This window comes from Streptomyces alboniger, from assembly GCF_008704395.1.
In the GTDB taxonomy this organism is placed as follows: domain Bacteria; phylum Actinomycetota; class Actinomycetes; order Streptomycetales; family Streptomycetaceae; genus Streptomyces; species Streptomyces alboniger.
Window position 1 is genome coordinate 7,378,252 of sequence record NZ_CP023695.1, and the last position, 26,397, is coordinate 7,404,648.

At 72.6% G+C, this 26,397-nt stretch carries 7 protein-coding genes and 4 pseudogenes; 6 read left to right on the plus strand and 5 right to left on the minus strand.

Annotated elements, in window-relative coordinates:
- Nucleotides 1-285: 285 nt before the first annotated feature.
- Both CP975_RS32275 and CP975_RS36700 read right to left on the minus strand, forming a co-directional pair.
- Complete coding sequence (locus CP975_RS32275) at nt 286-1,692, minus strand: erythromycin esterase family protein (RefSeq protein ID WP_055534676.1); 1,407 nt, start codon at nt 1,690-1,692, stop codon at nt 286-288.
- A 182-nt stretch (nt 1,693-1,874) separates the two neighbouring features.
- Nucleotides 1,875-2,079: pseudogene (locus tag CP975_RS36700) on the minus strand (hypothetical protein); the annotation flags it as partial.
- Between the two features lie 575 nt (nt 2,080-2,654).
- Between CP975_RS36700 and CP975_RS32285 the strand changes: the two are divergent.
- The 5 genes from CP975_RS32285 to hppD all read left to right on the plus strand — a co-directional run bounded on the left by CP975_RS32285 (nt 2,655) and on the right by hppD (nt 23,103).
- Nucleotides 2,655-10,211, plus strand: a complete 7,557-nt coding sequence (locus tag CP975_RS32285) for a SpvB/TcaC N-terminal domain-containing protein (protein ID WP_150477633.1) — start codon at nt 2,655-2,657, stop codon at nt 10,209-10,211.
- An 89-nt stretch (nt 10,212-10,300) separates the two neighbouring features.
- The gene (locus CP975_RS32290; RefSeq protein ID WP_055536095.1) at nt 10,301-11,134 is read left to right on the plus strand and encodes a hypothetical protein; all 834 of its coding nucleotides are present in this window, start codon (nt 10,301-10,303) and stop codon (nt 11,132-11,134) included.
- 34 nt (nt 11,135-11,168) lie between these two features.
- Complete coding sequence (locus CP975_RS32295; RefSeq protein WP_150477634.1) at nt 11,169-21,275, plus strand: Tc toxin subunit A-related protein; 10,107 nt, start codon at nt 11,169-11,171, stop codon at nt 21,273-21,275.
- Nucleotides 21,276-21,427: 152 nt separating this feature from the next.
- A complete protein-coding gene (locus CP975_RS32300) occupies nt 21,428-21,961 on the plus strand; it encodes an EF-hand domain-containing protein (RefSeq protein ID WP_055534719.1) in 534 nt (177 codons plus the stop codon).
- Nucleotides 21,958-23,103 carry a 4-hydroxyphenylpyruvate dioxygenase gene (gene hppD, locus CP975_RS32305; RefSeq protein WP_246201705.1) on the plus strand — a complete coding sequence of 382 codons (1,146 nt, stop codon included), beginning with the start codon at nt 21,958-21,960 and terminating at the stop codon, nt 23,101-23,103. The genes CP975_RS32300 and hppD overlap by 4 nt, the downstream gene beginning before the upstream one ends.
- Before the next feature lie 84 nt (nt 23,104-23,187).
- On the opposite strand, the pseudogene CP975_RS32310 reads toward hppD, so the two are convergent.
- From CP975_RS32310 to CP975_RS32320, 3 genes and pseudogenes are all read right to left on the minus strand, one after another.
- Nucleotides 23,188-23,843: pseudogene (locus CP975_RS32310) on the minus strand (pectate lyase); the annotation flags it as partial.
- A 78-nt stretch (nt 23,844-23,921) separates the two neighbouring features.
- Nucleotides 23,922-24,781, minus strand: a pseudogene (locus CP975_RS32315) (hypothetical protein).
- Nucleotides 24,778-25,344: a SigE family RNA polymerase sigma factor gene (locus CP975_RS32320; RefSeq protein WP_055534717.1), complete on the minus strand. Its 567-nt coding sequence runs from the start codon at nt 25,342-25,344 to the stop codon at nt 24,778-24,780. The pseudogene CP975_RS32315 and the gene CP975_RS32320 overlap by 4 nt, the downstream one beginning before the upstream one ends.
- Before the next feature lie 395 nt (nt 25,345-25,739).
- Between CP975_RS32320 and CP975_RS32325 the strand changes: the two are divergent.
- Nucleotides 25,740-26,365 (plus strand): annotated as a pseudogene (locus CP975_RS32325) (MBL fold metallo-hydrolase).
- Nucleotides 26,366-26,397 lie beyond the last annotated feature (32 nt).

A 26,397-nucleotide genomic window follows, 5' to 3' on the forward strand; every position in this document is an offset into this window, starting at 1 on the left:
TGGCCGAGGACTTGCCCGCCTCAGTACCCCGGAAGTCGTCAGCCGGCCGGGTTCACTGCCGCTCTGGTGGCCCGCTACAGCAACAACCTCGTGTCCGGGTCACGAAGTTCATGCGCTGACGCGCGCACCGGCCGTACCTCCCCGACCGGGAAGACTCCGCGCGGGCACGGTGCCGGGACAGGACGAAGGTCGGGGCACTCATGGGGGTCCACTGGACGCCCCGGGGGCGCGGGACGTCGGGTGGGCCGACCTCCCGCGCCGCACCCGCGCCGTACGGGTCCGACGCTACTTGAGCATGTCGGCCGCCTCCACCCGGTGAAGGTGGATCAGAACGTCGTGGGTCTTCGCGAGCCGGATCTGTGCGGCGTTGCCGTTCCAGGGGTAGGTGGCGCCGATGTTCTTGACGCTGCGTGTCTCGGCGAGCCAGGCGCGGGCCGGGACGGGGGTGTTGCGCAGGTCCACCATGAAGTCGCGGTGGCGTACCCGGTCCAGGGTGTGCTCGGTGGTACCGGGTGCGGCCGGGCCGATGGTGAACCGGTGGACGCCGCCGTCCCGGCCCAAGGCGTTGAACGAGCCCCGGTCGAAGGTGAGGCCCGCACTCAGGTAGTGGCGGCCCAACTGTTCGCGAAGGAAGTCGCCCTGAGCCTTCGGATGCGTATTGGGGACGTACGTCTTGAGGGCGATGTGGCTGTTGTGGGCGGAGAGCAGGATCTTGTCGCCCGTCTGCCGCTGCCACCAGGTGACGTTCTGTGCCATGACCTGGTCGCGGTAGCGCATGGCGTCAGGGATGACCTGTGGGTCGTCCCAGTCAAAGGCGTACATGGTGGTCATCTGGTGGATCGCGGTGGCGTGCTGGACGGCCCAGGCGTGCCCGTCGGCGTCCTTGCCGGGCCGCTGTTTGAGCAGGTCGAGTGCCCGGCCTGTCCGCTTGGCGAGCTCCTTGCGTTCGGCCAGCGGCTTCGACAGGTAGTCATTGACGTACGTTTCGGCGTCGGTGGTGGGCCGCAGGCCCCGGTACAGCTCGGTGAGCCGCGGGCCGAGTTCGGGCTGGGCCGCGGCCGCGTAGGCGCTCACCTTGTCGTACAGCTCGGCACCGGCGAACCCGTTGTCGTCGCCGACGAAGTGGAGCGGGTCCTTGGGGTGCTTGACGTTGTACGCGCGCATCCACTGGAGCAGATCGCGGTACTCACTGGTGTTCCAGAACTGGTAGGTGCCTTGGAACTCCTCGTCCATGATCTGCTTCAAGTCGCCCTCGCCGCGCGTGAGGTAGGCGTCGAGCCGCAGTCCGGTGCTCCAGGGGGCTTCGAGGGCGAAGGCCCGAAAGCCCTTCTTCTCGACCAGGTACCGCAAGATCCGGTGCTTGACGGTGAAGAACTCGTGCGAGCCGTGGGTGGCCTCGCCCAGGCCCACCACCCGGGCGTCGCCGACCATCTGGCCGAACGGTCCGAGATCGGCCAGGCCACCGCGTGGCTCGGTGGTGCGCAGCGGGTGGGCCACCCGGTCAAGGGCCGCCTCCGGGGAGCGGAGGGCGGCGGGCGCGGCCACCTCCGGTCCGGCGGGCGCTGCGGCATCGGCGGAGACTGATGCCGCGGCCGAGGCGGGCTGAGTGGCAGCGGAGGCGGCCGGGACGACGGCCAGGGTGGCACCGAGCGGGACGAGGAGGGCGGCGAGCAGGGCCTTGTGCGTTCTCATGAGCCCAACTCTCTCCGCGCGGGCATGCCCCGGACCATCCGGTACGCCCCCCGAACCGCCCGGGAGTTAGCTCCACCTATTCAGGAAAGGAAACCAGGACCCGGGTCCTGGTCCCTGGTCCCGGTGCCTGGTCCTGCTCCTGCTCCTGGACGGGAACGGAGACAGGGGCCAAGTAGCGTCGTTCAGGGCCGTCTCGCGCTTGGCCGGGTCAGTGCATGACGCCGGCCGAGCCTGATGCCGGCATGTCTGCTGGGGTAGGCGCGCTGCTCGTGCCGTTGTGGTGGCCGACGCCGGGGCAGTGGGATGACCAACCGGCGGATGGTGGAAGGCGTGCAGGGCGCCGCCGCAGACCGTGAGGCGCGCGGCTTGCATCTCAGCGGTGAACGCCTCGCTGCCTGAGTGATATCGCCGCGGCACGGCAAGGGACGCGCGAACCGCAAGTGGGCGATGCTGACCTTTTGCTGACCCCTCGCAGCGAACAAGGCGGCTGACCTGTACGAACACCCTGCGCGAGGACTGGATGACCGGCGACCGCTTCGGCGCGTGAAGGTTCCCGTGATCAGTGCTCAGCGGCCTGCCTGATCAAGGACGCGACCTCGGCGGGCTGCGGGAGGTGGACGGCGCGGCCGACGGCGGGACCGTGGGGCGTTGCGCTCTGTCCGGTGCTGTGGTGGAGACGGCCCGGCGGGTGAAGCCGAGCTGGTCCCTCGTTGCGGCCGACGACTGGATGATCATGAGACGCGCCTCACCGCCCGCGAGGCACGGGCGCCGGGGGCCCCGGGGTGAGCGCATGACACCCCTCCAGGTGCTGCGGCGTGGGCTCGTCGGCACGCAGGTCGGCGATCCGGAATCGCACGTACTTCACTCTGTCGGGTGCCATCCTGCCGACTTGCCCCATTCGGGCCTGGAGCGCGGTATTTTCCTTATCGCGTACATGACTTCGTCACTGAGGGACGGGGCGTATGGACTCTCTCGAACGGACTTCCGGCGGAGCGTCCGACGCGCGCGCCGCCGGGGAAGGGGCGAGCGGATCCTGGCCCGGACCGCGCCAGCGGGGGGCCGGCTCGTCGGCCGATGACACCGCGGCCCCCTTCAAGGCCCCCGTGATCAGCCTGCCGAAGGGCGGCGGCGCGGTGCGGGGCATGGGGGAGAAGTTCTCGGTCAACCCGGCGACGGGCACGGCCACACTGAGCGTCCCCCTCCCGCTGAGCCCGGGGCGTTCCGGGTTCACTCCGCCGCTGAGCCTGGTCTACGACACCGGCGGCGGCAACGGCCCCTTCGGGATGGGCTGGAGCCTCGGCCTTCCGGCCGTCGCACGCAAGACGGACAAGGGCGTGCCGCAGTACGACGACACCGCGGAGTCGGATGTCTTCGTGCTGTCGGACGCCGAGGACCTCGTGCCCGAACTCGCCCCCGACGGCCACCCGCTGCGCCGGTCGCGGACGGTCGGGACCACGGCGTACGAGGTCACCCGCTACCGGCCGCGGATCGAGGGCCTGTACGCCCGCATCGAGCGCTGGCGGGCCCCGGCCACCGGCCAGACCCACTGGCGCACCATCAGCCCCACGAATGTCACCACGGTCTACGGCAAGGACGCCAACGCCCGCATCGCCGACCCCGCGGACCCGGTCGGACGTGTCTTCTCCTGGCTGATCTGCGAGTCCTACGACGACAAGGGCAACGCCGTCTCCTACCGATACGCCGAGGAGGACGGCACCGGCGTCGACCTCGCCGCACCGCACGAAGCACACCGGACGCCGGCCGACCGCACGGCCAACCGCCACCTGAAGTCGGTGCGTTACGGCAACCGCACGAGCCGTCTGGAGGCTCAGGACAGCACGGAATGGCTGTTCGAGCTGGTCCTCGACTACGGGGAGCACGACCCCGACCACCCTCGGCCCGACGACTCCGGCGCCTGGACCCGCCGCGCCGACCCGTTCTCCGCCTACCGCGCGGGCTTCGAGATCCGCACCTATCGGCTGTGCCGACGGTTGCTGATGTTCCACCACTTTCCGGACGAACCGGGAGTCGGCCGGAACAGCCTCGTCCGCTCCTTACGGCTGTCCTACCGCGCCGAGCCGGCCGGATCGTTCCTCACCGCGATCGTCCGCAGCGGCCACCGCACCGGACCGGACGGACCGGTCACCCGCAGCCTGCCCCCGCTGGAACTCACCTACAACACTCCGGCGCCCGACCGCCGCATCCGGGACCTGGACAGGGAGAGCCTGGAACACCTGCCGGCCGGCGTCGACGGCACCCTCTACCAATGGGCCGATCTGGACGGCGAATCCGTCTCCGGGGTCGTCACCCAGCAGGCCGGAGCCCTCCTGTACAAGCCCAACGAGGGCGGCGGCCGGCTCGGCCCGCAGCGGCAGCCCGCCGCCCAGCCGGCCCTGCCGCTCGGCGGCGGCCGGGGACAGCTGATCGACCTCGCGGGCGACGGCCGGCTCGACCTCGTCGACCTCGGCGGCCCCGCACCCGGCTTCTACGAACGCGACGACGGCGGCTGGAGCGCGCACCGGGCCTTCACCTCGCTGCCGGTCCTCGACTGGAACGACCCGAACCTGCGCTTCGCCGACGTGGACGGGGACGGCCTCACCGACGTCCTGGTCACCGAGGGCGACAGCATCCTGTGGTACCCCTCCCTGGGCGAGGCCGGATACGGCCCCGCCGTCCGCGTGCCCACCGGCACCGACGAGGACGCGGGGCCCCGGCTGCTGTTCGCCGACGGCGGCCGGTCGGTGCACCTGGCCGACCTCTCGGGGGACGGACTCCTCGACCTGGTGCGGGTCGCGGACGGCGAGATCTGCTACTGGCCCAGCCTCGGACGCGGCCGCTTCGGCGCCAGGGTCGTGATGGACAACGCGCCCCGCCTGGACCACCCCGACCGCTTCGACGAGCGCCGCCTGCACTTCGCGGACGTGGACGGCACGGGCCCCGCCGACCTGATCCACGTCGGCGACGACGGCGTGGACGTCTACACCAACCTCCTGGGCAACGCCTGGTCCGACCCGGTGCGGCTGCCCGCCTTCCCCCAGGTCGGTGAGGGCACCGCGGTCTCCGTCGTGGACCTCCTGGGCACCGGCACCGCCTGCCTGGTGTGGTCCTCGCGGCTTCCCTCGGACGCGGGCCGCCACGTCCGCTACGTCGACCTGACCGGCCCCAAGCCGCATCTGCTGGTGCGCCTGTCTAACAATCTCGGCACCGAGACGGCCCTCGGCTACGCCCCGTCCACCCGCTTCTACCTCCAGGACAAGGCCGAGGGACGCCCCTGGGCGACCCGGCTGCCGTTCCCGGTGCACGTGGTCGAGCGGACCGAGACGTTCGACCACGTCAACCGCAATCGCTTCGCCACCCGGTACCGCTACCGGGACGGCTACTTCGACGGCGTGGAGCGGGAGTTCCGCGGGTTCGCGACCGTCGAGCAGCAGGACACCGAGGACATCGGCGCGTTCGGCGACGGCGTCTTCCCCGCCGGGGACAACGAGTCCCTCGAACACCGGCTGCCGCCGGTCCGCACCCGCAGCTGGTTCCACACCGGTGCCCATCTCGACCGCGACCGGCTCTCCCGACGGCTGGCCGAGCAGTACTACCCGCCCGACCCGGCCGCCGTACCCGACGCGCTGACCTGGCTGCTCGACGACACACCGCTGCCCGACGGGCTGAGTCCCGACGCCGAGCGCGAGGCCTGCCGCGCGCTACGGGGCCAGCTGCTGCGCCAGGAGGTGTACGCCCTCGACGGCACGCCGGACGAGCCGCACCCGTACACCGTGACCGAGCGGAACTACACCGTACGGATGCTCCAGCCGCCCGCCGAAGAGCGCTGCGGTGTCTTCGCCGTCGACCCCCGCGAGAGCGTCACCGCCGTCTGCGAACGCCGGCCCGAGGACGCGCGCGTCGCCCACGAGGCCGTCCTCGACGTCGACCCGGACAGCGGTACGGTCCTGCACTCCGTCACCCTCGCCTACGGGCGCGGCACCCCCGACCCCACGCTGCCCGCGCGCACCCGTGAGGCACAGGCGACCACCCTGGTCACCGAGACCCGGGTGCGGATCACCCGGCCCGTCGACACCACGGAGCCGACCGGCGCCGACGCCCACCGCGTACCGGTGCCCTACGACACCCGTACCCACCAGATCAGCGGGCGCGACCCCGCCGCCGGAATCGACCTGGACCGCGCCCGGCCCCGGCTGCCGCTCGACTACGTGCGGCGCGCGCTGCGCGGCCCGCTCCCCGCCGGACTCACCCGCACCCTCGTGGCCCGCCACCGCGTGCGGTTCCTCGCTGACGACCTGTCGGGCCCGCTGCCCTGGGGCGAGCAGCAGCCGCTCGGCCTCGTGCACCAGACCCAGCGGCTCGCCCTGCCCGACGACCTGCTCGCCGACGTCTACGGCTCCCGGGTGGACGCCGCCCGCCTCCGCGAGAGCGGATACGTGCACGACGACGAGGACAGCACGAGTGCGGGCGGCTGGTGGGCGCCCTCCGGCACCGCGCGGTACGCGCCCGCCGGCACCGCCGACCCGCTCGTCTTCGCCCGTCGGCACTTCTTCGTCCCGCGCCGCTTCGTCGACGCCTTCGCCGCCGCGGCCGGCGCCGAGTACGGCACCGAGATCACCTACGACCCGTACGACCTCCTGCCGGTGCGCACGACCGACGCCGTGGGCAACACGGTCACCGCCGAGCGCACCGGGCTCGACTACCGGTTGCTCGCGCCGACCCGGCTCACCGACCCCAACGGCAACCGCACCGCCGTACTCTTCGACGCGCTCGGCATGGTCGTCGCCCAGGCCGTGCGGGGCACACCGGAGGACGACACCGGGGACACCCTCGACGGCATCGACGCCGACCCGCCGCCCGAGGTCCTCGCCGCGTTCTGGGACGCTCCGCAGGACCACGCCGACGACCTGCTCGGCACGGCCACCACCCGCCTCGTCCACGACATCGAGGCGTTTCACCGCAGCCGGGACGAGGAGCACCCCCGGCCCGCCGCGACCGCCGTCCTCACCCGGCCGCGGCACGTGCGCGACCGCGCCGAACCCACGCGGATCACCCTCGGCTACAGCGACGGCAACGGACGGGAGGTCCAGCGCAAGACCGCGGCGGAGCCGGGCCCGGACGAGGACGCGCCACGTTGGGTGGGCAGCGGCTGGACCGTCTTCGACAACAAGGGTCTGCCCGTCCGCCGCTACGAGGACTTCTTCACCCCGCGCTACACCTTCGAGTTCGCCGTCCGCGAGGGCGTCAGCCCGGTGCTGTGCTACGACCCGCCGGGCCGCCTCACGGCCACGCTGCACCCCAACCACACCTACGAGAAGACCGTCATCGGCCCCTGGCAGCAGCTCACCTGGGACGTCAACGACACGGCCGCGCTGCCCGGTCCTGACGGGCGGCCCGCGGGCAACCCCGCCGACGACCCCGACACCGCACGCTACGCGGCGGCCCTGCCGACCGACACCTACCTGCCCACCTGGTACCGACAGCGGGCCGACGGCAGCCTCGGCCCGCACGAACGCGCCGCCGCCGAGCGCACCCGGCCACACGCGGCGACCCCCCTGACGACCTGCCTCGACCCGCTCGGCCGGCTCGTGCTGACCCTCGCCCACAACCGCACCCCCGGAACGGACGGCGGCCACGTCGACAGCGTCCAACGCGCCTACGCCGAACTCGACGTCTCAGGCAGCCCGTTGGCCTTCGCCGACTGTGTGGACGGCACCCCGGGGCCCGCGAGCGGCGACGCCGACCGGACCGTGGGCCGCTACCGCTACGACCTGCTGGGCAACCGGCTGCACGAGCGGAGCATGGAGGCGGGGGAGCACCGCAGGCTGTTCGACGTCGACGGCACGCCCGTCGCCCAGTGGGACCTCGTCGACGGCTCGGCCACCGAGCGCCTGCTGACCACCGGCTTCGACCTGCTGCGCCGCCCCCTCGACGTCCAACTCACCGAGGCCGGCGCGACCACCACCGTCCAGCGCACCCGCTACGGCGAGGACGCCCCGGACGCCGAGCGCGCCAACCTGCGCGGGCAGGTGCACCGCATCGACGACGGCGCGGGCACCGTCACCCAGCGCTACGACCTCCAGGGCAACGTCAGCGAGACCGTGCGCACCCTCCTCGCCGCCCATCGCACCACCCCCGACTGGTCCGCGCAGCCGGAGGCGGCGGCCGAGAGCTGGACCACCCGGACCGAGTTCGACGCGCTGGACCGCCCGCGCGAGTGCGCGCACCCCGACGGCAGCGTCACCACGTACACCTACAACCGCAGGGGGCTGCTCGACTCCGTCACGGCCGTCGTCGCGCCCGACGACGAGCCCACCGCGTTCCTCCGGTCCGTCGACCACGATGCCAAGGGCCGCCGCACCCGCTGCGTCCACGGCAACGGGGCCACGACCACGTACACCTACGATCCCCGCACCTTCCGGCTCGCCGCCCTGCGCACCACTCGCGACGGCGGGCGCGCGGATGTGCAGCACCTGGTGTACACGCACGACCCGGTCGGCAATGTCACCCACATCGAGGACACCGCCCAGCCCGCGGTGTTCCACCTCAACACCCGCGTCGAAGCGAGCACCGACTACGTCTACGACGCGCTGTACCGCCTCGTCGAGGCCCACGGGCGCGAGCACCTCGCACCGCCGGACCCCCGCGGGCCCGCCGGACTCCCCGGAGCGCACCCCGCCGACCGGGACGCGCTGGGCCGCTACCGGGAGACGTACACCTACGACACCGCGGGCAACCTCACCGCGCTCGACCACCGCACCACCGACCCGCGCCACCCCGGCCGGCGGCGCGCCTTCACCTACGACGAGCCCAGCCCGCTCGGCCTCGCCGGAAACCGGCTCTCCGGCAGCACGACCACCAACGGCCGTGTGCGGGAGGAGAGTTACCGCCACGACGCGCTCGGTCAGGTGGCCCTCCTGCCCCCGCTGAGCCTGTTGCGCTGGGACCACACCGGGCAACTGCGCGCCACCGCCACCCAGCACACCGGCACGCACCTCGTGCCCGGAACCACCTTCTACGGCTACGACTCCGCCCGGCAGCGGGTGCGCCGGGCCCGTGACGGCCAGACGCACGCGGGCGGGACGGGCCGGCTGCTGGAGGAGCGGCTCTACCTCGGTGACGTCGAGATCTTCCGGACGTACGACGCCGAAGGCAACCGCACTCTGGAACGCGCCACCCTGCACGTGCGGGACGACGAACAGGCGGTCGCCCTGGTCGAGACCCGCCGCGACGACGGCGCGAGCGGGACGGCCGGCGAACGGTTGGTGCGTCACCAGTACGCCGGGCACGGCGGCTCGGTCACCGTGGAACTCGACGCGGCGGGCGAGGTCGTCTCCTACGAGGAGTACCACCCCTACGGCACCACTGCCGTCGCCTTCTGGCGCGGCGGCACCCCGCCCAAGCGCTACCGCTACAGCGGCAAGGAACGCGACGACACCGGGCTCTACTACTACGGGGACCGCTACTACGCCCCGTGGCTGTGCCGTTGGATCAGCCCCGACCCGCAAGGGGTGTCCGAGGGCCTGAACCTCTACCAGTTCGTGCAGGGCAACCCGGTGTCCTTCAAGGACCCCAACGGCCGGGAGGTGGAGGCCTACAACATCGCCCCTGGGCGGCCCGGCAACCAGCCATGGGCGTGGTTCCTCGGAGTCTCGGCGCACCGGCTCATCGCTTACCACTACGTGGGGTCGCACCTGGCCGAGCGGCGCGGCATCTACACCAACTACCACACGGTCGCGGCAATTCTGAAGGCCGGCCGCATCGGTGACCCGAACCGCATCACGCCCGCCCAGCAGGCGCTGAAACCCGACATCACCAACATCCCGAGCCGTGAGGTCTTCGAGATCAAGCCATGGAACCAGGAGGGGTTGGAGGCAGGGCGTCGCCAGGTCGGGGGCTATATCGACGCGTTGAACATGGGGATGGGGCTGCCGGCCGGTGCCAAGGGCGTCCAGAAGGGGCAGAAGGGCGCGGCCCGCTTCCCCTTCCTCACGGGTCAGGGCGAACGGGGCGAGCTGGCCGTGCAGTTCCACGGTGGGCGGATGGTGTGGCGGCTGATCTGGAAGACCACCGAGGACGGGATCATCCAGTACAAGTGGCAGAAGACCAGCAAGACCGACCGGGACGAGATCAAGGAGGCCGGCGAGGGGCAATGGGTCGACATCACCGAGCAGGACGCCGCGGCCCACGCCCAAGAGGTCGCCGAGGAGGTCGACAAGAGCCTTGCCCAGCGCGAGAAGGTGTTCCGGCTCATGGACGCGGTCAACGCGGCGCAGACCATCGTGGGCGAGGTCGCCATCGCCGTGATGATGGGGAACATCCTGTCGTCCCAGCCGGGGGCCGGAGCCACCCGCGCCCCGACCCGCGCCCCCACGCCCCCGCCCGCCCCGGCACCCGGTGTCCCCCGCCCGACCCTGCCCCCGCCCGCCGTCCCCACCCCCCGCCCGCCGTCGCTGCCCCCGGGCGCTCCGCCACCCTGGCAGCGCCCCCCGACACCTCCGCCACTCCAGCCCCGGCCATGAACGCCGGGGACCGGGAGTCGGGAGCCGAGGGGCCGGGGCGCCGAAGGGGCGCACTCCGCCACTCCGTCCGACCCGCACCCGAGGAACCCATGACCACCACACCGACCCCCCACCAGTCGCCGCGGATGCCCGGTTTCACCGCCGGCTCCGCCGATGTCGCGCGGCGTCGGGCCAGGGACGTGGCCGCGATGCTCGCCGGGCAGTACGCGGCGCACGGCGCTTTCACCGTGCCGGGGCTGTTCGGTCCCGACGACCTCGTCGCCGTGCCGGAGGGGGCGCTGGTCTTCGTCGACGAGGTGGGCGATCTGGCCGGAGACCGGCCGGGCTACCGCCTGCACGCCGTTCCCGTGCTGCTGTCGAACGTGCAGGAAGCCCTCGGCTGGCGTGACGCCGAGGACGTCGAAGACGCTTTCGAGGCCGCCGTGGAGACCACCGGCTGGGGCGCCCTCGCCCTGATCGCCACCTCCCGCGCCTCCGTCGGCGTATCCGCGCTGCGCACCCGCCTGACCACCCTGCTGCGCTGCTGGGAGGAGCTGGCCGGACTCCGGTACGTCGACTTCGCACCCGCCCCCGTCACGCTGAGCGAGCTGGTCGGCGAGCGCTGCGCCGGTCTGACCGCCATGTGGCTGCCGGACGGCGCCGCCACCGGCGACCCACGTCGGGACCTGCCCACCGCGCTGGACGCACTGGAGGGCGCCGACGAGGAGACCCGTACCGCCCGTTCCCTCGAGCGCATGGCGGTGCTGGCCGACGGTAACCCGCGCATCCGCCATCTCGACGCGACCACCGAGCCGGACCTGCTGCGCGAGGAACTCGACGCACTCGAACCGCGGGAGAGGGAAGCGATCGCGGCGGGCTTCGCCCATCCCGCCCTGGCCGTCCTGTACGCCGTCGACCGCTCGCACGAACCACACCGACGCTGACCGCCGCTGAGAGCGCGCACCTGAGGGGGACATCATGGCCGACCTGATCATCCTGAGGCTCCACCCGAGCAAACCGATCCCGGCGGCCGATTTCACCGCCCTGCTCAACGGTCTGACGATCAAAGTCTTCGATCTGACGTTCGCCGACAGCGTCGACGGCGTCCTCCTCGGCGCCGCCTCCGGGCTGGCCGACCCTCACGTGGCCGACCCCACGAACGACTCCGTCAACATCCGGCAGACCTCGCTGCTCCAGCACTACATCGACCTCACGGACCCCCTCACCCACATCGAGACCCGCCACCTGGAGTCCGTGGCCACCGCCGTGGTGATCGCCGACCCACCCGCCGCACACACCGAATACCCCGAACCGGCCGCGTACGACATCCGTCTGGAGGTCACCACCGGCAGCGGGACGGCCCTGACCAGCCGCCACCTGGACTTCAACATCCGCACCACCTCGGTCGGCAGCCTGCCCACCCGTCAGCCGGCCTTCTTCGCGATGGCGTCGAGCGCCTTCGTACCGCTGCCCGCCACCGGCGCCGGCATCACGCCGGGCACTGCCCACGTCGACCTGCCCGCCGACGGATCGCCGCCCGCGTTCGCCCCGCTTCTCACGGCGATCGACCTGGTCCTCGGCGATGACCCCGGCCCGCCCGGCGGCAGCCTGGTCGCCCGCGACCCGCTCACCCCCGCCGAGAGCAGGTACGTGGCATCCGAGATCGTGTGGAACCGCACGGCCTTCCCGCCGCCCCGGCCCGACCCCTCCCTGGGCCGAGACCCCTTCGGCGCGCTCTACACCGAACCACCCGTCGACCCCGGCGTCGACAGCGAGGACCTGGAGAAGGCCAGGCCCCGCTTCGAGGCCGAGCAGAGCGGCTACTACGGCACCCGCGAGGCCGAGGCGCTGCGCCTGGCCGGGTACGTCTACTCCGCCTCGGCCGCCGTCGCCCAGGAGCGGATGAGCAGCCGGGCGCGCCGCGCCTGGATCGACGTACCGCTGCTCGTCCCCGGCGCCACCGGCCCCGATGCGCAGCGCTCGACCGCCGTGGCGTTCACCGAGGACGGCGGGCTCACCCCCGCGTTCACCGTCCCGGCGGCTGTCTTCTACGCGCTGTCGGCGACCATGCCCGCCCAGGTCGCCCCGGAACAGCGCTACGACCTGGCCCGCCTCTCCCTGGAGAGCCATACGCTCACCGAGCTGGCTACCGCCGTGGACGCCGCGGTCGTCACCCTGCCCGCCACCCCGCTGACCGTTTCCGGCGGCACACCGGTCACCGCGGCTCAGGCCGCCCGGCGGCTGCGGGCGCTGGGCACCCCGCCCGGCACCCCGACCGAACTGCCGCCGGCCGCGCCCTTCGACGGCCTGGTCGCCGACTGGCTCGCCCACACCCGGCCGACCGCAACGATCCGCGACGACTTCTGGGTGCCCCAGTCCACCGCGCACCCCGGCGTCTACCTGGACCTGGTGCTCACCGCCGTGACGGCGAACCACGCCCCGCTCATCGCGGCTGTCAAAGGGCCGCCGCACCAAGTGGCCACCGTTGGTGACCTGGCACAGCTCACCGACCGGCAGTGGCGCGACTTCTTCCTCGGCGAGCCGCCGCCCGAGGGCCGGCCACCGCGCACCGACCTGCTGCCCCCGTTCACCCGGCCCGGCACCCCGGCCGAGCGGACCGAGGCGTTCATCCGCCATCTGCGGACGTTCTTCGACGTGACGATCGACTCCGGGCACGGCGGGACGCCCGGTGCCGGAGCGCCCCCGACGCTGGCGCGGTCCGTGACCGACGCGTTCGCGGCGTTCGCCGCCGCTTACCCCGGCCATGCGGGCGGCATCGACTTCACCTTCGCCGAACCGCCCGACCAGGACGCCCTGCACGCGGCGGTGGCCGACGTCTTCCCCGACGACCCGGCCGCCCAGGAGTGGCTCGCCGGTGCCGTCGAGGCCGTCGGCGCGCTGTGGCGGCTGACGGATCTCCAGAACGTCCCCGGCATCGCCGAGCTGAGGTTCTCCCTCGTGGAGGCGTTGTACGCACGGGGGTTCACCAGCGACGCCCAGGTCGCGGCCCTCACCGCGGCCGACTTCCAGTACGCCCTGACCGGCAGCGTCGCCCACCCGCACGCGGCGGCGATCCACGGCCGGGCCCGGAGCACGGCCGAGCCCGGGACGGGCCCGGGGCCCTTCCGGCCCGTCAACCCTGACGGCACGCTCGTGGACTGCGTGCCACCGGAGCACCTCTCGCCGCTCGGCGCCGTGGCCTACCTGCACGAACTGCTCCAGGTGTCCGCCGACTCGACCTGCGAGCATCCGCTGCGACCGGAGGATCCCCACCGCATCGGAGCCCTGCTGGCCGACCGGCGCGGACCGCTCGGCGAACTGCGCGCCCAGGCTGCCGCGTTGACCCCACTGCCGACGCTCGACCTGGTCAACGAGAGCCTGGAGCACCTGGCCGCCGGCGTCCCCGGGACCAAGGGCGGCGCCGTCCACGACACCGCCGTAGGAACACTGCACGGCCACACACTGGGCCCGCACGACCCGGACGCCGGTCCGGTGGACCGGCCGGACCCGCACACGCACGATCCGGCGACGCTGCTGGCCGCGGTCCCCGAGCACTCCTCGCCCGCGACCCCGGTGGCCGAGCCGGACGCCTACGAGCGGCTGCGCGCCGATGTCACCGACCCCCGTCTGCCCTACGACCAGCCCCTCGACGTGAACCGCTCCTGCCTCGGCGCGCTGGACACCACCCGACTGTCGACGATGCGTCACTTCCGGCGCGACATCACGGAGTTCGCTCTCGACCCGGCCCACGAGCCGGACGGCTTCCGGCGTCACCAGTGGCGCTACCCGCTGCGCTTCGAGGCCGCTCTGGAGTACCTCGGCATCTCGCAGGAGGAGTACGACCTCCTGTACTCCCAAGACCTGAACGACCGCCCGGGCGGCGGGCGGCCCAGGCTGCGCGAGGTGTACGGCTTCACCGAGGACAGGACCGAGTCGGGCCACTGGACCGACGTCGTGCGCAGGGTGCCGGAGTTCCTCGCCAGGACCGGCCTGGACTACTGCGAGTTCCTCGACCTGTGGCGCTCCGGATACATCCCCTTCCACCGCGCCGCGCCGGACCGCGAGGACGAGTACGCGGGCTTCCCCGACTGCCTGCCCTGCTGCCCCGACGACCTGGTCATCGACTTCGGGCGCAGGTCCGCGCACGTCAAGGACGCGCTGCGCCGCCTCGCGGTCCTCATCCGGCTCTGGCGCCGCCTGCGGGCCCTGCCGTGCGGCGCGCTCACCTTCACCGAACTCGCCGACGCGGCAACGGTGTTGTGCCTGTTCTCGGACAAGGGCACGATCGACCCCGACTTCGTCCGGCAGCTGTCGTCCTTCCTGCTGCTGCGCGAACTGCTGTGCCTTCCGCTGTACGACCCCTCGGCGGACCCCGACGAGAACGCCGGCGGCGCCGATCGCACCCATCTGCTCGCCCTGTGGGAGGGGCCCGACGCGCGCGCGTGGCCGTGGGCCGTCGGCGCCCTCCTCGACGCCGTCGACCAGGCCGCCGAACGCCGACGCCCGGCACTGGGCCGCAGGCCCGAACTGGTCAAGGTACTGGCCCGCAACCTCGATGCGCTGTCCGTGCTGGCCGGCTTCACCCCGGACGTACCCACCGACACCTGGCACGCCCGCCCCACCGGCACCCTCCGCTTCACGGAGATCCTGCTGAAGGTCCACCTGTCCGACTGCACCGTCGGCGAGGTGCTGTTCCTGTTCTCCGACACCCACCTCGGCGGCGACGACCCCTTCCCGCTCCAGACCTCCAACGAGTCCCTGGACAATCCGCTCGGCCTGCCCGACGACGAGGACCGGTACGGGCTGTGGGCGCTGCGCCGGGCCCTGCTCGGCGCGGAGGGCGACCCGGAGCCGTGGACCTGGCCCGCCATCGTCGCCGCCCTCGCCGACCGCTTCGGCTACCGCCCCACCACTCCGGACGACGCGCTCACCGCGATCGGCGAGCACTTCTTCCCGTCCGTGCTGGAACGCGAGGGCTGGCCCGTCCCCGCCGCCCGCCGCCGCTTCGCGGTGCCCCTCCCGGCCGCCCGGACCAACGCCGCCCTGTGGAACACCCCACCCGACGGCCCGCTGCGCTACGACACCGCCACCGAGTCCCTGTGGACCCGGCTGCCCCTGCGGGACGGCGAGGTCGCGGCGAAACTCGGCTCCGTGCGACAGCTCACCGAGCCGGAACAGGAGGCGGTGCGCTCCCTCCAGCACGCGCCCGACACGCTGCTGGCCCCCTTCGCGCTGCTCTTCGAGGACTTCCCTGCCGCGGTGGCCCGACTGCGCGCCGAGCCCGACGAGGAAGAGCGCTTCACCTTCGTACGCGAGGAGTTCGCGCGATTCTACCGGCGCTGCGAACTGATCACCGAGCATCTCGCCGACCATGTACGTGAGGCGGCAGGACAGGACGAGCCGCCGGTCGGCGCCGACGAGGTGTGGCTGCTGCTGCGGACCCTGCACGGCGACGAGAACGCCGGGCTCACCACCTGGGAGGACGACCAGGGCAAGCCGCCCGAGGCCACCTGGCCCACCGCCCCGACGGGCGGCGCGTTCGCGGCGCTGCTCGCACTGACCGGCACCGGACTGCTCGGCGAGTTCAGCATGGCCGACGCCGATCCCGCCTGGCGCGAGACGCGCGGCCCGCTCACCGCGTTCGGCGCCGCCCGGGACCGCTGGAACGCGCCCGTTCCCACCGTCATCCCCTCCCTGGACCTCACCCTCACCCCCGAGCAACTGCGCTCCGTCGCCGTCCGCAACGGCTTCGCGCTGCGCAACACCGACGGCGAAACTCTGTTCGGCGCGCAGCCGTTCACCGTCGTCTGGCGCGGCACCCTCCTCGTCGAGGAACCGGGACGCTACGAGTTCCACGCGGGCGGCCCCACCCCCGTGGGAGAGGAACCCGCCCCCGAGCACTGCCCCGACCACAGCTGGCGCCTCACCCTGGCCCGCCGCCAGAAGACCTGGCAGCTGCTCAACCGGGGCCGCCCCGGCGAGGACGCTCCCGACCACCGCTCCGGACCGATCGAACTGCGCCGGGGCGCCTACGACATCATGATCGAACTCACCCATGACGAACCGACGTTCGCCGATGAGGAGGACGTCCGGCCCCGGCACACCGGGTTCCAGGTCAAATACGCCGGCCCCGACACCGGGGGGCGTCCGACCGAGGTCCCCCGCCACCGCCTCTACCGCGACCAGGTCGACGCCCCCCTCGGGGAGTGCGTCGAGGTGGCGGGAGCGGCCGCCGCGTTCCTGCGCGCCCGCTACACCGGCAGCCTGCGCGACATCCGCCGCACCTACCAGCGTGCCTTCAAGTCCGTCCTGCTGGCCCACCGCTTCGGCCTGTCCGCCCGGCCGCTGCCCGGCGACCCGCAGTCCGAGCTGGGCCACCTCCTCGACCACCCGGACACCTTCCGCGGCACCACCCACCCAAGGACGGGGCCGGACACCTTCGGCACCCATCACGCGTGGTTCGCCCCCGACCTGCTGCCCGTCGACGACCCCTTCCGCGGCCCGTCACCCGAGCAGGACGCCCGCAGTGCCCCGAGCCCCCGGCGGCAGGCCGCTCTGTTCGATCTGTGGGAGCGGTTGTTCGACTACGCGGCGCTGCGGGCCGAGACCCGGGCCGCCCGCGAGCGGCCCGCCTGGCGGCTGTTCCGCGCGGCGGTCCAGCGCCAGCCCGACGACCCGGCGCAGCTGGTACGCCACCTCGGCATCGACATCGGCCACGCCCCGCACGTCCTCACCTACTTCGCCCTGCCCGATGACTACGCCGTACGCACCGAGGACCTGGAGTCGGAGATCTGGGCGCTGCGGGCCTGGCGCGCCGAGGTCTTCCTCGACACGCTGGTACGCCGCTTCCGCCCCCGCCGGATCGAGGAGGCGCGCCCGCACCGCTGGGCCGCCGACGACCCGGCGCGGGAGCCGGACGCGGGCAACGACAACCTCACGGCGTTCGTCCGCAACGGCGCCTTCGACGCGGGCGAGCCGCGCCGGTACGACGACGTCCGCCGGCTCAACGACGGACTGCGCGTACGCGCCCGTGACGCGCTGGTGACCTGGCTGACCGGCATGAACCGCGTCGCCCTGCCCCACGGTGGCTTCGCCACCCGGGCCCAGGACCTCAGCGACCTGCTCCTCCAGGACGTGCAGGCCGGACCCGGCGAGCGGGCGAGCCGCATCGAGGACGCCGTCAGCTGCGTCCAGGCCTTCGTCCAGCGCGCCCGCCTCGGGCTGGAGCCCGGGCTCACCGTCTCCGCGGAGCTGGCCGCGCTCTGGGACGCCCGCTTCGCCACCTTGCACGACTGGCGGCGCTGCACGGAACGGGACCTGCACCGGGAGAACTGGATCGAGTGGGACGAGCTGCGGCGGGCCCGCCGTATCGAGGCGTTCGCGTTCCTGGAGTCGGAGCTGCGCGGCGCCAAGCTCACCGTCGCCGTCCCCGGTGGCCTGGACCGATGGCCCGGCGACCGGCCCCCGCGCCACGACCCGTTCACCCCGCTCCAGCAGGCGGTGCCCTCGACCCTGCGGATGCTCACGCCCGGCCCGGAGGGCCTTGACCTGCTCGGCATCCCGGAGGCCGCCGCGCGCCCGGCCTGGCTCGCCCCCACGGGACGGCCTGCGCCCACGCCAGGACCGGACCTCAGGGAGGGCGAGCCGAAGGCGTCCGGCTCGGAAGACGAAGAGTCGGGCGACCCGGGCCCGGGGGAGGGGGACCTCGTACGCCTGCCCCTGTGGATCCAGGCCGCGATCCAGCCGGGCACCCGTTTCGTCCGGGTTGCCGCCGCCGGTGTCCCGCCGGCCGACGCCCGCCCGGACGCCTGTGCGCCGGACACCGGGACCTGCTGCCGGGCCTGCGGCCACGTCCACGAACCCCTCGTCGACGAGTACTACTTCTGGCTCCAGGACGCGGTCGAGCACCGCCCTGTCGTCCAGAACGCCGACACCGGCAGGGACGCCGACGACACCTCCGACTGGCACGACCCGGAACGCCTGCCCGGCCTCCTCGACTGGCGGCCCGTCCCCGTCGTCCACCTGTACTGGACCCGGGTCCACCGGGGCGCCTTCCAGCCGCCGCGCCGCTCCACCGAGGCCGTGGCCGTCGACGGCCCCACCGCGCGACTGGTGTTCCAGGGGCGCGCGGCCGACTCGCTGCGCTTCGAGGTCACCGGCGCCACCGCGCGCACCGGCCACCTCGATCCCACCCTGCCCGGCTTCCGCTACGACCTGGCCACCGACTCCGCGACCGCCCTGCCCCTGGTCGCCGTGCCGCCCGCCGCGGAACCCGGTGCGTTCCCCGGCGGCCTGACCGCCTACCCGTACTTCGCGTACGTGTGCCCGGGCGCCCCGGTCGAACCGCTCTCCCCGTTCTCCGTGGCCCTGACGGTCGCCGGGGCACTGGAGACACGCTGCCGCTTCGAGTCCGCGCTGAAGTGGTACGAGCTGGTCAGCGCCCCCCTCGCCAGTGACAACACCTGGTCCCGCTGCGACCACCACCCGCACCCGGACGCGGGGGAACGGCCGGGCGGGCCGGCCACCCCGTGCTGCCCGACCGCCGCCGCCGACGACGAGCAGGCGCGCCGCCGTGCCGTCCTGCTGCGCTGGCTGGAGACCACTTTGGCCTGGGGCGACCGGCTGGCCGCCCGGGGCGATCCGGAGTCCCTGCGGCGGGCCGGCGTCGTCCACGGCACCGCTGCCCGGATCCTGGGCGAGCGGCCCACCACGATCCGGGCCGTCGACGCCGGAACACCGTGCACCGTCGCCGAGTTCACCGCCGCGCCCGGCCCGCTCAACCCGCGGCTGCTGTCCCTGTACGACCGCCTCTCCGACCGGGCCGCGCTGTCGCGCACCAGCGCGGGCCCGGCACGGCTGCCCGGCGGCACGCACGGCGCCGATCTGTCGTACTTCGGCGACGACCCCCGGCGGGACGGCCGGTTCGCCCTCACCGACGGCGCCTGTGCCTGCGGCGGCTGTGCCGACGGCCTCGCCGGAGCCGGTGACACGTACCGCTTCGACATCCTGATCGCCAAGGCGAACGAACTGGTCGGCGAGGTACGCGGACTGGGCGGTGCGCTGCTGGCCGCGTACGAGAAGGGCGACGCGGAGTACCTGGCGGCGTTGCGCGCCACCCAGGAGCGGCAACTGCACGAACTCGCCGTCGTCGACAGGCAGTACGCGTGGCGGGAGGCCGACTGGCAGGTGCAGGCGCTCGGCAAGACCAAAGAGGGCGCCCAGGCCAGGCTCCGCTACCACCAGAGCCTCATCGCCGACGGCCTGATCGGCGGCGAGATCGGCTACGAGTCGCTGACGGGCGTCTCGATGGCCTCCCGCGCCGCGGGCAACGTCTCCGAGGCGATCGCCCAGGGCGTCGGACTGGTGCCGGACTTCTGGATCGGCGTGGCCGGAATCGCCGGTACCCCGCTCCAGTTCAACCAACTGCCGCTGGGCAACAAGCTGGCCTCCGGATTCAGCACCGCCGCCCGCATCCTCAACACCGTGGGAGACATCTCGGGCACCGGCGCCAACCTCAGCCTCACGCTGGCCGGCTGGGAGCGCCGTCTCGACGAGTGGCGCCACCAGGTCACCGTCATCAGCATCGAGATCGAGCAGATCGAGCGGCAGATCCTGGCGGCGGAACGCAGGCGCGACATCGTGCTGCGCGAACTCAACGCGACCCGCCGGCAGATCGAGCACGCGGCCCAGGTCCAGGACTTCCTGCGGGACAAGTTCACCAGCCACGAGCTGTACCTGCACCTCCAGCGGGAGACGGCCGGCCTCTACTACCGCATGTTCGAGCTGGCCGAGCGCGCCGCCTGCCGTGCCCAGCGCGCCTTCCGGCGCGAACGGGCCGATGCCACGCGGACGTTCGTGACCCGCGACAGCTGGGAGAACCCACGCGAGGGGCTGCTCGCGGGCGAGCGGCTGGCCCTGGCGGTGCGCCGGATGGAACAGGCCTACCTGGAGGAGGACCGCCGCGAGTACGAGCTGACCAAGCACCTGTCGCTACGGCTGGACTTCCCCGCCGCCTACCTGGCGCTGCGCACCAGTGGTCACGCGGAGCTGGAGGTGCCGGAGTGGCTGTTCGACCGGGACTACCCCGGGCACTATCTGCGCCGGCTCAAGAACGTCACCTTGACGGTGCCCTGCGTCACCGGTCCCTACTCCGGGGTGCATTGCCGGTTGACCCTGCTCAGCAGCCGTACCCGAACCGATCCCCGGCTGACCCCGGTACCGCTCGGCTGCTGTCGGCCCGGCTGCTCCGCGGACGGCGGGTGCGACTGCGCCGGTGCCGACGACGCCTGCCGGTGCTGCCCGCCCCCCGAGGACCGCTACACGATGCGGCCATCGGATCCACGCATGGTGCGAACCTACGCGGCGACCGAGGCGATCACGACCTCCATGGGGCAGAACGACGCCGGGCTGTTCGAGCTGAACTTCCGCGACAACCGCTACCTGCCGTTCGAGTTCGCGGGCGCTGTCGGCCGCTGGCGGATCGAACTGCCGCCGGAGACCAACGCGTTCGACTTCGACTCGCTCTCCGACGTGATCCTGCACCTCAACTACACGGCTCGCGAGGGCGGCGAGGAACTGCGCCGGGCCGCCGCCGAGGCGACCCGCTGCCGACTGCCGGGCGACGGGCAGCGGCTGCTGGACGTACGACGAGACCTGCCCGAGGCGTGGGCGGGCCTGTCCCGGCGCACGACGGGACGGCAGGGGCTGGCACTCGACCTGTCGCCCGCGATGTTCCCGCTCGTCCCCGCCCGCCGGGTCACCCGTGTCGACTGGCTGCGCGTCTTCGTCGAAGCACCGGGCGCCGCGCCGGGCGCCGCTCTGGACCTGACGTTTCTGCCCCCACAGGGCTCACGCCTCGCCCCCTGCGAACGAGTGCCAGTGCACTGCGTCGCTGACGGAGCCTGGCCGGGCCTGTTCGTCGGCGAGGTCGACCTGACCGGACTCGCATCCCTCGCCGAGCTGACCGAAGGCAGGCCGACGCGGATCGGCACCCTCGAGTTCCCGGTCGATCCACTACGGATCTGTGACGCCTTCCTGCTCATCGGCTACGGCACACAACCGCGTTCGCGTCCTCCTGTGCCCTGACCGCACGACCTCATCCGGGAATGAGCCGAGCCACTCCAATGCAGCAGCAGAGGGCGACGCGCGCGGCGTCGCTGGCGAGCATCGGAGGTGTCGGCATTCACCGGCTCCCTCCATGGTCAATTGCTCCATGGTCAAAAGGAAGGCACCTTGCGATGAACGGCAACGCCCACGAGCGCACCCGGACCCGGTTCGACATGCTTGACGCCAACGGCGACGGCCAGCTGCAACGGCAGGACTTCCAGCTGCTGGCCGATCGCGTGATCGCCAGCCAGGACGAACCCCTCGACTCGGCGAAGGCACAGCAGGCCCGCTCGGCACACGAGGCTTACTGGCAGGGCCTGCTCGACCATGCGGACACGAACGGCGACGGGATCGTGAGCTTCGAGGAGTACGCGGCCGCCGTGCGGGACAGCGGCGCGCAGGACCGGTTCATCCGGCCTTACGCCCGGGCGATGGTGAACCTGTGCGACCGCGATGACGACGGCCGGGTCGAGCGTGCCGACTACCTGGCGTACATGGCCGCCGTAGGGTTCGCCCCGGATCGCGCCGCGTCGATGTTCGACCAGCTCGACCGGGCCGGCGAGGGAAACATCAGGGCCGACGCGTGGGCGGAGGTCATCTGCCGGTACTACGGCAGCCCGGCCGAGGACGCCGTGGCCGACCAACTCATCGGATCGCCCTCGTGAGCAGTCAGGCGATTGGCTCGACGGCGTCCGCGGCGGGTCCGCGGACGCCGTTCGTCATCGAGGGCTTCGACTCGGTCGGCTTCGCGGTCGGCAACGCGTTCCAGAGCGCACACTTCCTGGTGACCGCATTCGGGATGACGCCGGTCGCCTACCGCGGCCCGGAAACCGGGAGCCGCGACGCGTGCTCGTACGTCCTGCGCGCAGGCGCCGCACGGTTCGTGGTCACAGGCCCGACACGGTCGCGCACCGCGCTCGGCGAGCACGTCGCCGAACACGGCGACTCGGTGGTCGACGTAGGGATCCGGGTCTCGAACGTCGAGGCCGCCTTCCGGCACGCGGTCGCCGCCGGGGCGAGCGGCCTCGATGAGCCGCACGAACTGCGAGACGCGGACGGCGCGGTCCGGCTGGCGAGCTTCGCGGCCTACGGCCCGGTCCGGCACACCTTCGTCGACCGGTCGGCGTACCGCGCCGCCTATCTCCCCGGCTACCAACCGTGCCCGCACACGTTTCCCCAACCGCCCCCCGTACCGTATTTCACGGCGATCGACCACTGCGTCGCCGCGGTCGAAGCGGGCCGGATGGACGAATGGGCCGACTTCTACCAGCGTGTCCTCGGCGGCGAACTGCTGGCGGAGTTCATCGACGGGGAGATCTCCACGCGGTACTCGGCGCTGCGCTCGAAGGTGGTCGCCGACAGGCTGCGCCGGGTCAGGTTCCCCGTCGTCGAACCCGCGCCGTCGGAGCGCGCCAGCCAGGTCGAGGAGTTCCTGCGCTTCCACAGCGGCCCGGGGGTGCAGCACGTGGCACTCGCCACCGGCGACATCCTGCGCGCCGTGGATGGCATGCGTGCGGCCGGAGTTCAGTTCCTGCCGGCCCCGGCCGCGTACTACGAGGACCCGGACCTGCTCGCCCGCATGGGCCCGATCAGCTCGCCGATCAGCGAGCTGCGTGAGCGCGGGGTCCTGGTCGACCAGGACGAGAACGGCCACCTCCTGCAAATCCTCACCAAGCCCGTGCAGGACCGGCCGACCGGCTTCTTCGAGCTGATCGAGCGGCACGGCTCGGAAGGTTTCGGGGTCGGCAATTTCGCCGCCCTCTTCCACGCCATCGAACGGGAGCAGGACCGACGCGGCAACCTCTGATGTGGCTGACGGTCCGGGAGGTGGCGGTGGGGGCGCCGCCGTGCGGTGACGACGGCGCCGACGTACGTCAGTCAGTCGTATGACTCAGTCGTACGTGATGTCCGATTCCGAGAAGCGGCACGTGGTGCCGTCGGGGCCACTGCCCAACTGGGTGGGCTCCTTTCCGGTGTTGTCGCCCTTGAAGCGCACGCAGGTCTTGATCTTCTTCTTGGCGTCGCCGTGGATCCGGATCCTCGACAGGGTCGCGGTGTCGGCGTAGTTCTGGTTGACGCCCACGATCGACTTGCCTGGCGCGGTCACGTCGATGTCGCTCAGCACGATCGTGCGCTTGTGCTGCGTCTTGCAGTTGCCGCACGAGCGGACCAGCTTGCCGAAGCCCTCGACCTGGAAGCCGCTCACGGTGAGCTTGCCGGCCCCGTTGAACTGAAGGACCTTGTCGTCGGCCTTCTTCACCCCGCCGCCGATCACGTTGTACGTCGCGGAAGCCAACGTGCCCTTGAACGTGGCGGCGTCCTCGCCGACGTCCAGCCACCACACGTTCTCCAGCGTGCAGCTGCCCTTGCGGTGGACGCCGTCGGCCAGCTCGAAGAGGGGGGACTGGCCCTCGTCAGGCCGCTGCCGCCCAGGGGCCCGGTGCCGTAGAACTTCTTCATCCCGCCGTCGTACTCACCGGAGACCGGGATGGTCTTCGGCACCGGCTTGCTGCCGGTGTCCGCGGACCAGGACGCGGCGGCCCTGGCGAGCCCATTCCTTGCGTGGGGAAGATCTTGCGCCATCTGGTCGCCACGGGTGGGGAAAAGGTTGCCGCCTGTTTGGGATCAGTCGTCGTGCCGGGCGAAGTCGCCCGACACGGTGAGCTGTTCGCTCCGCGTCCGGGCGGCGGCCGCGTAGCGGTCGCCCCGGGCGTCCCGGCCGCCGCGGGCGTGGTTGTACTGCGCGGCGAACATCCACTGGCCGACCGGGACCGTACGCCCCTGCTTGAGCACCCAGGTGTGGATGAGGTAGCCGTCCTTCTCGGTGATCGTCAGTGTGAAGTCGGACTCGGGCAGCGACCGCCAGGCGCCGGTGGAGGTGACCCCGCCGGTCTGGGCGATCCGCAACTCGACGGTCACCGCGGTCAGTTCCTGGCGTGTTTTGAGGGTGACGTTGCTCTGCGCCCAGAAGTCGTTGCTGTGCGGGCCCACGGAGCCGTCCGACCACAGTGGCCCGTCCTGCTCACCGGCGGCGGGCGCGCCGGTATCGGGCGTACGTGACGGGGAGCCGCTCGGCTCGCGGGGCGCTCGGGGGGCGCGAGAGGTGCCCGGCGTGGGGTCCGCGGGTGCCGGATCTACGGGCGCCGGGGCCATCGGTGAAGGCACCCGGCGCGGCGCGTCCGTCGACGGGGTGGGCGTGGTGGGGGTCGGCGTCACCGCGACCGTCTGCTTCAGGGGCTCGTCGTTCACCACGGAGGCCATGCCGTGGCCGCCGGCGGCGAGGGTCCCCGCGGCCGCCGCGGTGACGCCAACCGCGCGCACCCAGCCGAACCGGGGCGGACGGGCCGCTCGGGAGCTGGGCGAATCCTCCTGCGCCATGCCGCGTCCGAGTCGTGCCAGGATCGCGCGCGGTCGGGCCGGTGCGCCCCGGCCGCCTCGTGCAGCCGGGCGCGCAGCTCGTCGTGCACGTCCCGCCGCATGGTCATCGGTCCCTGCCTCCGGCAGTCCCGGTACGCGCCATCGCCGTGTGCACCTCACGCGCGGCGTCGTGCGTGCCGAGCCGCCGCTGTAGCTCGGCCATCCCCTTCGACGTCTGGCTCTTGACCGTACCGACCGACACGCCCAGGGCCAGCGCGGTGTCCTTCTCGGACAGGTCGAACGCATGGCGCAGCACGACACACGCCCGTTTCCGGAACGGCAGTCTGTGTAGCGCCCGTTGTACGTCGACCACCCCGGCCACGTCCGGATTCTCTGTCTTCTCCTCCCGCGGGGCCCAGAACAGCGCGACACGCCGCCGCTCGCGCACCGCGCCGCGTATCCGCGTCCGGGCCAGATTGACGACCACGCCCCGCGCGTACGCCGCCGGGTGTTCGCTCGCCCGCACCCGGTCCCAGCGGTGCCACAGCGCGAGCAGCGCATCCGCGGCCAGGTCGTCGGCGGCATCCGCCTCGCCGGTCAACAGGTGCGCGAGCCGGGCCAATGCGGCGTAGTGCCGCTCGAAGAACGCGTGGAACTCCGCGGAGGCGGTGTCGTCGACGACTGTGCCCACGGGCGATGTCTCCTCGCAGCGGCCTCGGGGCCCCGGAGCCGGGAGCGTGTGCGCGTCATGTCTATGACATATGAATGTCCGGATGAGATCCGCAAGAGTAGCAGTAAGCGACCGCTTGGTCTGCAACGTCGACGCGTGCGGTTCGGTTGCTGCCTGACACGTCCGATCGGCGCATGTGGTGGCTTCGCTGTACGGATCCGCCGGAGCCGGGCTAGCCCTCGCATTGTTCTCAAGCTGGGGCGCTCAGTCCGTCGCTGCGCGGCGGGCATACGCGCGGGCGGCGTCGGGGGAGGTCAGCAGGTCGGCGGCGTCGGCGGCGAACCGCCCCCTTTCCCGTCCCCCTCGTCCCCGTCCGCGTATTCGGTGGCCCGACCGCCCTCTTCGACTACGGCGGCCTGCGCTTTCTCACCGACCCCACGTTCGACGGCTCCGGCGACCACCAGGCCCCGGCCGTCGTGCTGACCAAGACGGCCGCGGCCGACGGCAGCCCCGCCGATCTCGGCCGAGTCGACGTGGTCCTGCTCTCGCACGACGAGCACGCCGACAATCTCGACACCTCGGCCGGGCCCCGCTCGCCGACATCCCGCTGACGCTCACCGCCCCCGGTGGCGGGGAGCGTCTCGGCGAGGCGGCCACGGGTCTCGCCGACTGGCAGTCGGTCGAACTCGAACGCCGGGACGGCGGGCCCGGCACGGTCACCGTGACCGGCGTACCCGCCATCCACGGCCCCGGCCCGCGCGAGGAGGTCGAACCGATCTGCGGCCCACCGGTGCGAAGCGCTCGGCGATGTCCTTGACCGCGTCGAGGGAGAGCGCCCCGCTTCTCCGACGTCTTCGACGGCCGGCTGATCGTCCTGGACAGCGCCCAGGCCGCCGAGGCCGCGAGGATCCTCGACGCCGGCCGCGTGGTCCCCGTCCACTACGACAGCTGGGCCCACTTCACCGAGGGCCGCGACGAGCTGGTCGCCGCCTTCGCCGCCGCCGGTCTCACCGACCGCGTCGACTTCGGCGTACGCGGCTGATCCCACGTACGCCGGGCCGTCGGCATCGCAGG